Annotated in this window: 11 protein-coding genes; 5 read left to right on the plus strand and 6 right to left on the minus strand. The window is 72.6% G+C overall.

Annotated elements, in window-relative coordinates:
* Nucleotides 1-4: 4 nt before the first annotated feature.
* Genes OG994_RS10740 through OG994_RS10755 form a run of 4 tightly spaced genes read left to right on the plus strand, consistent with a single transcriptional unit; the run spans nucleotide 5 to nucleotide 3,426 of the window.
* Nucleotides 5-952, plus strand: coding sequence for a carbohydrate ABC transporter permease (locus tag OG994_RS10740; protein ID WP_120330142.1), 948 nt, complete (start codon nucleotides 5-7; stop codon nucleotides 950-952).
* Nucleotides 942-1,784: a carbohydrate ABC transporter permease gene (locus tag OG994_RS10745; RefSeq protein ID WP_120330141.1), complete on the plus strand. Its 843-nt coding sequence runs from the start codon at nucleotides 942-944 to the stop codon at nucleotides 1,782-1,784. The genes OG994_RS10740 and OG994_RS10745 overlap by 11 nt, the downstream gene beginning before the upstream one ends.
* Nucleotides 1,781-2,722 (plus strand): ROK family protein, encoded by a 942-nt coding sequence (locus OG994_RS10750; protein WP_328853055.1) that lies wholly within the window; start codon nucleotides 1,781-1,783, stop codon nucleotides 2,720-2,722. The genes OG994_RS10745 and OG994_RS10750 overlap by 4 nt, the downstream gene beginning before the upstream one ends.
* Nucleotides 2,719-3,426 (plus strand): N-acetylmannosamine-6-phosphate 2-epimerase, encoded by a 708-nt coding sequence (locus tag OG994_RS10755; protein ID WP_120330139.1) that lies wholly within the window; start codon nucleotides 2,719-2,721, stop codon nucleotides 3,424-3,426. Before OG994_RS10750 ends, OG994_RS10755 begins: the two co-directional genes overlap by 4 nt.
* Before the next feature lie 61 nt (nucleotides 3,427-3,487).
* Here OG994_RS10755 and OG994_RS10760 read toward each other — a convergent pair whose 3' ends face one another.
* Genes OG994_RS10760 through OG994_RS10770 form a run of 3 tightly spaced genes read right to left on the minus strand, consistent with a single transcriptional unit; the run spans nucleotide 3,488 to nucleotide 4,877 of the window.
* Nucleotides 3,488-4,018 (minus strand): GNAT family N-acetyltransferase, encoded by a 531-nt coding sequence (locus OG994_RS10760; protein ID WP_120330138.1) that lies wholly within the window; start codon nucleotides 4,016-4,018, stop codon nucleotides 3,488-3,490.
* 47 nt (nucleotides 4,019-4,065) lie between these two features.
* Entirely contained in the window at nucleotides 4,066-4,524 is a 459-nt protein-coding gene (locus tag OG994_RS10765; RefSeq protein ID WP_328853056.1) for an SRPBCC family protein, read from the minus strand.
* The gene (locus OG994_RS10770; protein ID WP_120330136.1) at nucleotides 4,521-4,877 is read right to left on the minus strand and encodes an ArsR/SmtB family transcription factor; all 357 of its coding nucleotides are present in this window, start codon (nucleotides 4,875-4,877) and stop codon (nucleotides 4,521-4,523) included. The genes OG994_RS10765 and OG994_RS10770 overlap by 4 nt, the downstream gene beginning before the upstream one ends.
* A 189-nt stretch (nucleotides 4,878-5,066) precedes the next feature.
* On the opposite strand from OG994_RS10770, the gene OG994_RS10775 reads away from it, so the two are divergent.
* Nucleotides 5,067-5,495 (plus strand): hypothetical protein, encoded by a 429-nt coding sequence (locus tag OG994_RS10775; protein ID WP_328853057.1) that lies wholly within the window; start codon nucleotides 5,067-5,069, stop codon nucleotides 5,493-5,495.
* A gap of 97 nt (nucleotides 5,496-5,592) precedes the next feature.
* Here the strand turns inward: OG994_RS10775 and OG994_RS10780 are convergent, their stop codons facing one another.
* The 3 genes from OG994_RS10780 to OG994_RS10790 form a co-directional block, all read right to left on the minus strand.
* Nucleotides 5,593-9,639: a ThuA domain-containing protein gene (locus OG994_RS10780; protein WP_328853058.1), complete on the minus strand. Its 4,047-nt coding sequence runs from the start codon at nucleotides 9,637-9,639 to the stop codon at nucleotides 5,593-5,595.
* 204 nt (nucleotides 9,640-9,843) lie between these two features.
* A complete protein-coding gene (locus OG994_RS10785) occupies nucleotides 9,844-11,058 on the minus strand; it encodes a multicopper oxidase domain-containing protein (RefSeq protein WP_328853059.1) in 1,215 nt (404 codons plus the stop codon).
* A complete protein-coding gene (locus OG994_RS10790; protein WP_120330134.1) occupies nucleotides 11,055-12,020 on the minus strand; it encodes a sugar phosphate isomerase/epimerase family protein in 966 nt (321 codons plus the stop codon). The genes OG994_RS10785 and OG994_RS10790 overlap by 4 nt, the downstream gene beginning before the upstream one ends.
* Nucleotides 12,021-12,042 lie beyond the last annotated feature (22 nt).

Genomic DNA, 12,042 nt, shown 5'->3' on the forward strand with positions numbered 1-12,042 from the left:
GGTCATGTCCCAGACGGACATCAGGGTGGGTGGGGCGACGGCCCCGCCCACCCCGGCCCGCGCCCGGCCGTACTGGACGAGCCGCCGCCGGGACCACCTCGCCGGTTACCTGTTCATCGCGCCGCAGCTGATCGGCAGCCTCGTCTTCGTCTTCCTGCCGCTCGTGCTGGTCGTCTGGTACAGCCTGCACGAGTGGAACGTGCTCGCCGGCACGTTCGACTTCGTGGGCGGCGAGAACTACGCCGCGCTGGCCGACGACCCCAACCTCGGGTCGGTGCTGCGGGCCACCGGGCTGTTCTCCGTGGGCCTCGTGGTGCTCAACCTCGGCCTCGCACTGCTGCTCGCCGTCCTGCTCAACCAGAAGCTGCGCGGCACCATCGTCTTCCGCACCCTGTTCTTCTCCCCGGTCGTCGTCTCGCTGGTGGCCTGGACCATCGTCTGGGGCTTCCTGCTCCAGGACAACGGCGGTGTCAACGGGCTGCTGGACACGATCGGCGTGGACGGGCCGAACTGGCTGCGCGGCGAGGGCACCGCGATGTTCTCGGTGATCGTCGTACAGGTCTTCAAGAACGTCGGCCTCAACATGGTGCTGTTCCTCGCCGCGCTCCAAGGCGTGCCGGCGGAGCTGTACGAGGCCGCCGAGGTCGACGGCGCCAGCCGGATGCGCCAGTTCTGGCGGATCACCGTGCCGCTGATCAGCCCGACGATCCTGCTCACCTCGATCATCACGGTGGTCGGCTCGTTGCAGGTCTTCGCGCAGATCGCCGTGCTCACCCAGGGCGGGCCGGGGACGTCCACGACCGTGCTCGTCTACTACCTCTACCAGCAGGCGTTCCAGTTCCACCACTTCGGCTACGGCGCGACGCTGTCGATCGTCCTGTTCGGCATCGTCCTCGCGCTCACCGTGCTGCAGTGGCAGATGCGCAAGAGATGGGTCTTCCATGAGTCGTGACCTGTCGCCCCGGACCAAGGTGGTGCTCTACGGGGTGCTGCTGGTGCTGGCGATCCCGTTCGTCTTCCCGACCTGGTGGATGGTCACCTCGTCGCTGAAGCCGATCTCGGACATCTTCGCCTTCCCGCCGCAGCTCCTGCCCGTGCACCCGCAGCTGGAGGCGTACCAGCGGGTGTTCGAGCTGCAGCCGTTCGGCCGGCAGTACCTGAACAGCCTCTACATCGCGCTCGTGGTCACCGTGGGGACGCTCGCGGTGTCGGCGCTGTCCGGGTACGCCTTCGCCCGGATCCGGTTCCGCGGCCAGAACGTGCTCTTCCTGGTGGTCCTCACCGGGCTGCTCATCCCGAGCGAGGTCACGATCGTCCCGCTGTTCCAGATGTTCTTCAAGCTCGGCCTGATCGACACGCACTGGCCGCTCATCCTGGTGCCGATCCTCGGCGCCCCGAGCGTGCTGGCCACGTTCATCATGCGGCAGTTCTTCATCAGCCTGCCCGCCGAGCTGGAGGAGGCCGCCCGCGTCGACGGGCTCGGCCGGTTCGCCACCTTCCGGCGGATCGCCCTGCCGCTGTCCCGGCCCGCGCTCGGCGCCGTGGCGATCTTCACCTTCCTGCACAGCTGGAACCTCTACCTGGAGCCGATCGTGTTCCTCTCCTCCCCGGAGAAGTTCACCCTGCCCCAGGCGCTCACCCAGTTCGTCGACGCGTACGGCGGCCCGATGTGGAACGTCCAGCTCGCGGCGGCGTCGATGACCGCGCTGCCGGTCCTGGTGGTCTTCGTCCTCGCGCAGAAGCAGTTCGTCGAGGGCCTGGCCCACACCGGCCTCAAGGGATGAGCACACCGACGGTCGTCGGCCTGGACATCGGCGGCACCAAGACGGTGGCCGCGCTGGTCGGCGCGGACGGCAGCGTGCGGGACCGGCGGCGGGCCCCCACGCCCGCCCGCGGCGGGCCGCGGGCGGTGCTCGACACCGCGGCCCGGTTGGCCGCGGAGCTGCTGCCCGCGGCCGGCGACGGGCCGGTCGGGGTCGGCACCGCGGGCACCGTCGACCCGGCCACCGGGACCATCCGGTACGCCACCGACTCGTTGCCGGGCTGGGCGGGCACGCCGGTGGCCGACGCGCTGGCCGACCGGCTCGGCCGCCCGGTGCGGGTCGCCAACGACGTGCACGCCGCCGCGCTCGGCGAGTCCTGGGCCGGTGCCGGCCGGCGCGACGCGGACCTGCTGCTGGTCGCCGTCGGCACGGGGCTCGGCGGGGCGCTCGTGCGGGACGGTCATGTCGACACGGGCGCGCGCGGTGCCGCGGGGGCCGTCGCCCACCTGCCGGCGCCGGGCGCCGAGCGGCTGCGCTGCGGGTGCGGCCGGTACGGGCACCTGGAGGCCGTCGCCTCCGGCAGCGGGCTGGCCGCCGCGTACGCCGCCGAGACCGGCGCGCACGTCGACGGGCGGGCGGTCGCGCAACGGGCCCGGGGCGGCGACCCGGCCGCCGAGACGGTGCTCGCCCGGGCCGGCGCCGCGCTCGGTCGCGCCCTCGCCGGGCTCGTGGCCCTGCTCGACCCGGCGGTGGTGCTGCTCGCGGGCGGCGCCGCCGAGGCCCTGCTGCCCGCCGCGGCGGCCGCGTACGCCGCCGAGCTGCCACCGGCGTGGGCCGACGTGCCGCTGCGGGCCGCCGCCCTCGGCGGGGACGCCGTCGCCGTCGGCGCGGCCCGGCTGGCCCTGGATCCGTACGACGGGGGCGCTGCGGCGTCACCGAGGAGGGAACGACCGACGTGAGCGTGCTCGACGACCTGGCGGGCGGGCTGGTGGTGTCCTGCCAGCCGCTGCCCGACGACCCGGGCGACCCGATGCGGGACGCGTACGTGCAGGCCCGGGTGGCGGCCGCCGTGGTGCGCGGTGGCGCGGTGGGCGTCCGGGTCAACAGTCCCGCGCACGTCCGGGCGGTCTGCGCCGCCGTGGACGTGCCGGTGATCGGCCTCTACAAGCACGGCGACGCGGACGTGTTCATCACCCCGACCGCCGGGCACGCGGTCGAGGTGGCGCTCGCCGGGGCCCCGATCGTCGCGGTGGACGCCACCGACCGGCCCCGCCCCGACGGGCGGACGTTCGCCGACACCGTACGCGCGCTGCGGGACCGGACGGCCGCCCTGGTGCTGGCCGACGTCTCGACGGTGGAGGAGGGCGTGGCGGCCGTCGCCGCCGGCGCGGACGCCGTGGCCACGACGCTGTCCGGGTACACGGCGGCGAGCCCGCACGCCGACGGCCCGGACGTCGCCCTGGTCGGCCGGCTCGCCGCCGCCGTGCCGGTGCCGGTCTTCGCCGAGGGACGCTACCGGACGGCCGAGCAGATCGACGCGGCCTTCGCGGCGGGGGCGCACGCCGTCGTGGTGGGTAACGCCGTGACCTCGCCGTTGTGGATCACCCGCCGGTTGGTGGCGTCCCTGCGCGGCACGACCGGAGCGGGCGCCCCGCAGCGGTGAGACGCCCCCGCCGGGACCGGCACCCGACCGCGCCGGCCACAGCGGGGCGGGCGGCCGCGCGTCAGTCGCGCCGCTTCTCGAACAGCTCCATCTCGAGGTCGTAGTAGCGGCTGCTGCGGCCGAGGTGGGTCATGCCGAGCCGCCGGCACACGGCCTGCGACGCGTGGTTGTCGGGATAGGTGACGGCGACGACCCGCTCCAGACCGGCGCGGAACGCGTCGTCGAGGACGGCCGCCGCCGCCTCGGTGGCGTATCCCTTCCCCCAGGCGTCCGGGTGCAGGTGCCAGCCGATCTCCACCTCCTCCGGCCCGTCGGTGGTCTCACCGGCCGACAGCGGGATCGGCTTGAGCAGGAGGGTGCCCGCGAGCCGGTCGTCGGCGGCCGTGGTGATCGCCCAGATCCCGTGGACGGGGTGGTCGACGGCCCGGCGGCGGGCGATCGAGGCGAGCGCCTCCTCGCGGGTCGTCATCACGGTGGGGTTCGCGCCGAGGAAGCGGACGACCTCCCAGCGCGACTGCATGTCCAGGAGGAAGTCGGCGTCCTCGTCCCGCCAGGGGCGGAGCCGGAGGCGGTCGGTGGTGATGGTGCGCACGGGACCGCATCCTGCCACGGCCCGCGCGTCGCGCCCGCGGCGCGGCGTCACCCCCTGGTCGCGGCGGCGTCCAGCTCGGCGGCGAGGGCGTCGAGCTGGGACGCGGTACCCTGCTCGCGCCAGGCCGGCTGCTCGTGCCCGGGCAGGTAGGTGCCCTGCTCGGTCAGCACGAGGCGGGTGCCGTCGGCGTCCGGGACGAACTCGACGGTGGTGATCGAGACCGTCGAGAGGGCGTCACCGGCCGACAGCGTGGAGCAGCTGACGATCCGCTCGCCGGGCACGATGTCCTGGTAGTGGGCCTCGAAGGTCAGCACCCTGCCGTCGTGCCGGCCGATCGCCCGCTCGCGGCCGCCGACCCGGAAGTCCAGCTCGTGCTCGGCGTCCGGCCCGGCGAACCACCGGGCCTTGACGCTCGGGTCCGCCCACGCCGAGAAGACGGTGGCGGGCGGCGCGGCGTAGTGGCGTTCGAGGGTGAACGTCGAGTGGGTGATCTCTGTCGTGGTCATGGTCGGTCCTCCTCGGTGGTGGTCGGTTCCGTTGCCCCGGCCAGTACGTCGTCGAGCCGGTCCAGGCGGCGCTCCCAGGCGGTGCGCCGCGCGGTGAGCCAGACCTCGGCGGCGCGCAGGGCGGCCGGCTCGACCCGGCAGGTGCGCACCCGGCCGGCCTTCTCCGACACGACCAGCCCGCTGCTCTCGAGGACCTGGACGTGCTGGAGCACCGCCGGCAGCGTCATCCGCAGCGGCCGGGCCAGTTCGCTCACCGACGCGGGCCCGGCCGTGAGCCGCTCGACGATGGCGCGCCGGGACGGGTCGGCGAGGGCGTGGAACACCCGGTCCAACGGAACCTGATGGTTAGGCACTCACTTAACCTTTCACCGCCACCCCCAATAGTCAAGGGATTGCTTAACTTTTTCGCCTGCGGATGTCCCCCGGCGTTTGCCGCCCAGAGCCCGGGGAAGACCCGCGCGACCGGGCCGGCCGCGCCCACGGGTCCCGCCGCGCCCGGTGTGCGGCAGCAGGCGACGCCGGCAGACCGGAGGAGGACCAGGATGACCGCAGGCAGGAACGCCGTCCCGCCGGGCAGCCGCCCGAGCGGGGCCCGGAAGTCCACCGGGGCCAAGAAGGCGCCGATGAACCGGAAGGCGGCGGCGAAGAAGGTCGCCGCAGCCACGAAGCGGGCCACCGGCGCGAGCGCGGCCAAGGCTCCCGGCGAGAAGCCGACCGCCACGACGGCCCGGGTCGCGCGGAAGAAGGACACGTCCGCCACCACGGCCACGCCCACGCGCAGGCCGACGGCGAAGGCGGCCGCCGCGAAGAACGCGCCGCCGAAGAAGGCGCCCGCCACGCCGGCCGCCGCGCGGAAGGCCGCCAAGAAGGCCCCGGCCCGGTCCCGCACCACCTCGGCCACGAGGGCGCCGGCGAAGAAGGCGACCACCATGGAGACGTTCGGCAACCGGCGTACGGCCCGCAAGGCCTGACCACCGCGGGGCGTCGCGGGCGGTCGGCACGCCGCCGGCGGACGCGGCGGTGCCGGGCACGGAGGGTGGGTCCTCCGTGCCCGGCACGCTCTCGGTGTTACAGCTCGCGGACCCTCACGTTGCGGATCTCGATCAGGTCGTTGGTGCCGTGGTTCTGCAGTCCGACGAACCCGCTGAGGAACTGCCGCAGGTCCGTGGGCGGGTCACCGGCCCGCGAGGACTGCTTGCCCGGGGTGTTGTCGAACTCGTTGATCACCACGCCGTTGCGAATGATCGTGTAGTGCTGCCCGACCACCCGGATCTCGTAGTCGTTCCACTGGCCCTTCGGGGTCGCCCCCGCCTGCTCCAGCGTGGTCGGGTCGAAGTTGTAGATCGACCCGGTCTTCTGCGGTTCACCGGTCGGACCGTCGTAGATCTGGATCTCGTGACCGCAGAAGATGGCCACCCACGCCTGCGAGCTGCGGGCCGAGCCGACCGTGCCGCAGCTGCCGTCCGGCCGCTCCTCCAGCGGCGTCCTCGGGTCGGGGAACCGGACGAACGCGCCGCTGTTGGCGTACGTGCTGCCGGTGGACACGTCCCGGAACTGCATCCGCATGGAGAAGTCCGCGAACTCCTTCTTCGCGTACCAGAGCATGCCGAGCCCACCCGAGCTGCGGATCGAGCCGTCCGGCTGGAGCGTGAACGACCCGCTGGGCGCCTGCCGCCAGTCGGCGAGCGAACCCGCCGAGCCGTCGAAGATCGGCTGGTAGCCGGGAACCTTGCCGATCTGCGACTGGGCGGCGGCCTTCTGCAACGTCGTCGCCTCGCGGTTGTCGAGGACGCCCGCCTTGCGCAGGTCGCCCACCACGCCGGCGACGTGGCTCACGAACTGGCCGTGGTTGGACCACATGCGCTCGTCGTCGATCAGGTCGTTGACCGTGCAGTCGCCGCCCACCTCGTGGTTGGTCAGGCCGGTGTCGGTGTCGAGCATCCGCACCGTCGAGCGGGTGTCGGGCGCCGCGCACCCGACCACGACCTGGACCGTGCCGGTGGCCACCTCGCCGTTGGCGTACGTGACCTTCACGGTCGCCTCATAGGTGCCGTAGTCGGCGTACGTGTGCGTGGGGTTGGCCTCGCGCGACGGCGCGCTGCCGTCACCGAAGTTCCACTCCCAGGCCACGCCGCCGGCGCGGGCGCTGGAGAAGGCGATCGTCTTCGGGCTGCTCTGCGCCACGGCCCGCGCGGTCGCGTGGCTCGGGTTCGGCGTCGCCGGGCCACCGTGGTAGGTGATCCGGATCAGCTTCTGGTTGGGGTGCAGGCTGAAGAACCCGCCGGCGTAGTCGAGCATGTAGAGAGCACCGTCCGGGCCGAACTTGGCGTCCATCCAGGACTGGAGCTGGTTGGCGCCGCTGCCCGGGCGGATGATGCTGCGCAGGTCCTCGGCGAAGGCCGGCGGCCCCGCGGTCGGGACCTTGCTCGGGTCGACGGTGACCGCGATCCGGTTGTTGGCGTTCGACTGGTCACCGATGAACCACTTGTTGTCCCAGTACTCCGGCCAGGCCACACCGCTGTCGACGTCGACGTTCTCCCGCTGGTACGTCGGGCCGTCCATGACGGCCTGCCCGCCGCCCTTCAGGTACGGCTGGGTGAAGGTCTCGTCGCCGAGCTTGTACGTCGGCAGGCCACTCCCGTCGGTGCGCTTCGGGTAGACGGGTCCACCGCCCTGCGGCGAGTACCAGATCATGTTGTCCCGGGCCGGCGGGATGTTCACCAGGCCGGTGTTGCGCGGGGACTCGTTGCGCAGGTTGTCGCAGTCGTACCAGCCGGTGAGCACGCTCGCGTCGGTGTTGCTGCGGTCGCGGTACGGCTGCCGGTTGCCCATGCAGTACGGCCAGCCCTGGTTGCCGGCGGAGGTGATGATCGTGGCCGTCTCGTACTTGGCCGGACCCAGCTCGGGGTTCGGGCCCCCGGCGTCCGGGCCGACCCACGCGGCGGTCAGCCAGTCGTTGACCGGGTCCCACGCGATGCGCGCGATGTTGCGCACGCCCATCACGTAGATCTCCGGGCGGGTCTTGCCGCCGCCCTCCTCCTTGCCGGTGAAGAGGTTGCCCTGCGGGATCGTGTAGGTGCCGTCGGGCTCCGGGTGGATGCGCAGGATCTTGCCGTTCAGGTCGTTGGTGTTGCCGGCGGTGCGCCGCGCGTCCTGGAACGAGACGCCCTTGTACTCCTGCGTCCAGTTGTTGCCCGAGTAGCCGTCCGAGCCGCCGGAGGAGTTGCTGTCACCGGTGCCGATGTAGAGGTTGCCGGACTCGTCGAAGGTCATCCCGCCACCGGCGTGGCAGCAGCTGTGGATCTGGGTGTCCCAGCTCAGCAGGTCCTTGCGGGTGCCCTGGTCGATGGTCTGCCGCGCGGCGTCGTACGTGAACCGCGACACCGTCCGCTTGCCGATGCGCCGGTCCCGGTCGATCGACTCGTGCGGCATCCAGTACACGTAGATCCAGCCGTTCTCCGCGAACTTGGGGTCGAGGGTGATGCCGACCAGGCCCTCCTCGTTCTTGACCAGTTCGCTGCCGCTGCCCCGGTTGCCCATCACCGCGAGGGTGGTGAGCAGCTTGACCTGCTTGGTCTTCGGGTCCCACTGGTGGATGGTGCCGCAGCCGAGGCCCACGTTCGGGTTGTCCCAGCTGGAGATCGGGCCGGTCGCGCACGCGGCCTTGCCGATGTAGAAGACCTTGCCGTCGGGGGCGATGGTCAGGCCGTGCGGCTCGCCGATCTGGTCGAGCTGGCCCGACTGGTTGGTGGCGGTGAGCCGCTCGATGCGGTAGTTCGACCCGATGGTCGCCTGGCAGTCGCCGCGCACCATGCCGGTGGTCCACTGGATCGCGCCGACGAGGTGGCTGCGGAACTGCCGGTCGCTGGTCCAGCTCGCCTCCGTGCGGCCCATGCCGGTGTAGAACGAGCGGCCACCCTCGTAGTCCTGGCACCACGAGACCGGGTGGAACGCGCCGTTCCCGCTCAGGCCCGGGTTGTAGGTGCCCTCCTCGACCTGGGCCACCGTGTGCACCCGGCCGACCGGGCTCGGGTCCCAGTTGATCCACTGGTCGGCCCGCTTGGTGGTCAGCGGCAGGCCCTTGTTCGCCGGGTGCTGGCGGTCGGTGAAGTCGACCACGGCCTCCTGCACGGTGGTGTCCGGGGCCGGTCCTGCGTCCGGGCCGATGAGCCACAGCTCGGCGAGCTGCACGAGCGGCTCACCGCTGTTGGCCGTCACGTTGAGCCGGTAGTGCTGGTAGGCCTTGGTGTTGGTGAAGCTGTACTGCTTGGTCTGGAACCGCTGCGGGAACGTCTCGTTGGTGCGGGTGTCCAGGTCGGTCCAGGTGTTGCCGTCCTCGGAGCCCTGCAACGTCCAGTTCTTCGGGTCCCGGCCCGGGAAGTCGTTCGCCGAGGTCAGCGCGTAGCGGCTCACGACGACGGGCTTCGCCAGCTGCACGGCCAGCCAGCCCGTCGGGTTGAAGGTCAGCCACTTGGTGCCGGTGGACCCGTCGATCGCCTTCGCGGCGGTCTCGTTCGGCGGGTTCTCGGCGCTCGCCCTGGCCGAGACGGGCTTCTCGGCGTTCGGCAGGCTGGCCGCCGGCCGGGTGCCGATGAGACCGGTGAACCAGGCGGAGCTGGGTTGGGCGCGGGCCGCGTCGTGCACGCCGAGGAACCCGCCGCCGCCCTTGATGTACGCCTGGAACGCGGCCTCCTGCGCGTCGTCGAGCGTCACCCCGTTGGCGGAGAGGAACACCACGCCCCGGTAGCGGGACAGGTTGCCGAACGTGAACACGCCGGGATCGCTGGAGGCGTCGACGGCGAAGCCGTGCTCCGCGCCGAGGCCGCGGATCGCGTCGACGGCCCGGGTGACCGGGTCGTCCTGCTTGTCGGCCGGGCCGTGGAACACCAGGACCTTCACCGCCGCCGCGGCCTCGGCGGCGGCCGCCTGCACGGGCGCGGCGCCCACCGGCTGGGTGGGCAGGCCCAGCACGCCGAGGGCCAGCGCGGCGCTCGACGCGAGGGCCCCGGCCCGCCGCAGCGCCCGCCGACGGGCGGGTGGCGGCGCGACGGGCGAGTCGGACCGTGGCGGTCGTCCGACCCATCGGGACAACCGGAAATGGCGTCTGTGAGCCATCTCGACTCCTCCTCAGTAGAGGTACATGCGGTTACCGGGGCGGCGCGCCGGATCGGTCGGCCGCCCGTACGGGGTGTGGGTGGGGGACGTTGCGGCGGACGGGCGGGGTGGCTGGGGACCACGGGGTCCCGGCCGTGGCTGCTGCTCCGGCTTGCGGACCAGCAGCCACGGACCCTGGGTCAGAGGTGCGGTGGCGGCCGGTGGTCAGTTGTGCTGGTGCGCACCGGCGGCGCCGGTGGTCACGCCGGCCGCGGCGGGGGCGGCGGCGTGGGTGTGCGCGTCGTGGCCGGGCGGCATGTTCCCGTTCTCGTCCAGGACGTGCAGCATCGTCGACATCCCACCGTCGGAGTGGAACTGCATGTGGCAGTGCAGCATCCAGTGGCCGGGCCCGACCGAGTCGCCGGCGGTCACCGTGACGCCGAACGAGTCGCCCGGTCCGAGGGGCTTGTTGTCGATGACGTTGACGGTGTCGGCGAACGCCTCCCCGTTCGGCATCACCCCGGTGCGGTTGTCCACCCACGCGTGGCCGTGCAGGTGGAAGGTGTGCATGTCGTTGCCGATGCCGACCACGATGAACTCCACCCGCTCCCCCTTGCGGGCGACCAGGCAGGTCGGTCCCGGCTGGGGGTTCTGCGCGTCGCAGGTGTCGGCGGCCGCCCCGCGCCGCAGGTTGATGCTCTGCAGGTCGCCGAAGACCACCGTGTAGGTGCGGTCCGGCTTCGGGTCACCGGGTCGGCGGACCACCAGCCCGCCGAAGAGGCCCGCGCCGAGGCCCTGGGTGCCGTGGGGGCCACCCACCACGTGGTCGTGGTACCACCAGTAGCCGGCGGTGCCGGGCGCGCCGGTCTTCTTGTTGCGCGGCGCGGCGTACCAGGTGTAGGTGCGCGACTCGCCGGGCGGGACGAACGAGCCGCTCTGCACGGTGCCGTCGGAGAGCTGCGTGTACTTGACGCCGTGCACGTGCAGCGACACGCCCAGCGGGTGCGCCGGGTTGGTGCGCAGCCGCTCCAGCGTGGCGGCGGGCACCAGGTTGTGCAGCGTGATGGCGAGGCACTCGCCCTCGGTCATCTCCATCGTCGGGCCCGGGTAGGAGGCCGTCTGCGGGGTGAGACCGTAGCCGAGCCGGGTCTGCGTGCCGTCCTTGGGCAGCTCGACGGCGTACAGCTGCAGGGTCCGGTCCGGCTTGGTGCAGCCGTCGGGCCGCTCCGCGAAGAAGGCCCCGGTGCGGGCGGCGGCGAAGCCACCGGCGCCGACCAGCGTCAGCAGGACGGTGGCCATCACCACCATCAGCCGGCGACCGCCCGTCCGGCGCCGGTGCGGCGGGTCGGTGTGCGCGCCGGCCGCCGGGACGTCGGCCGCCGGCCCGCTCGCGGCGCTTCCGCCCGCCGGGTCGTCCTCGACGAGCCGCCAGCCGCTCACCGCTCACCCCGCAGGTCGACCATGCGCTGGTAGCTGCGCTCCGCGGCGCCCAGCGAACCGGGCGGGTTCGGCTGGACGTTCGGCGCGGTGTCCTGCTCCCACAGGTAGGTGAAGCGACCGCCGCCGTCGAGTTCGGTGAAGAACTCGGCGAACGGGATCACCCCGGCGCCGAACTCCACGTCGAGGTAGGAGTTGCCCTGCTGCGGGTCGGGCAGGGGTACGCCGTCCTTGACGTGGAACAGCGGGAAGCGGTGCGGGTGGGCCTTCACGTAGTCGACCGGGCGGAATCCGGGGTACTTGCGCGCCCCGCCGTACGCCCACAGGATGTCCAGCTCCATGAACACGTACCGGGGATCGGTCAGCTCCAGGAACAGGTCGTACAGCCGCACGTCCGGCCGGTCCGTCGCGAAGCTGAACTCGATCGTGTGGTTGTGCTGGTAGAGCTTGATCCCGCGGGCGGCGGCCGCGGCGCCCCACTCGTTGAACTCGGCGGCGGCGGCCTTGTAGCCGTCGATGGTGCGGTTGCCCGTGGGAGCCTGCGCGGTGCCGATGGCGGGCATGCCGAGGATCTCGGCGACGTCCAGCTCCCATTCGAGGTTGGTGCGGAAGTCCTGAAGGCCCCGATGGCTGCCGGCGGCCTTCAGGCCGTTGTCGTCGAGCAGCTGCCGGATCTGCTGCGGGGTGATGGGGCCGACGTTGCCCTGGGTGTAGCCGGCGAACTCGACCTCCCGGTAGCCGATGCGGGACAGCTCCTCGAAGACGACCGCGAAGCCGAGCTCGGCGATCTTGTCCCGGACGCTGTAGAGCTGGATGCCCATGTGGCCGCGCGGGATCAGGCGGCCGTTCGACTCGCCCGCCGCGGTCGCCGGCAGGGCGCCGGCGAGACTCGCCGCGCTGACGGCGACGGTGGTTCCGGCGAGGCCGCGCAGCAGCGCCCGCCGGTCGATCCTGTTCTTCGCCATGGTGGTCGTTTCCTCTCCTGGG

It is taken from the genome of Micromonospora globbae (genome assembly GCF_036184225.1).
Taxonomy (GTDB): domain Bacteria; phylum Actinomycetota; class Actinomycetes; order Mycobacteriales; family Micromonosporaceae; genus Micromonospora; species Micromonospora globbae.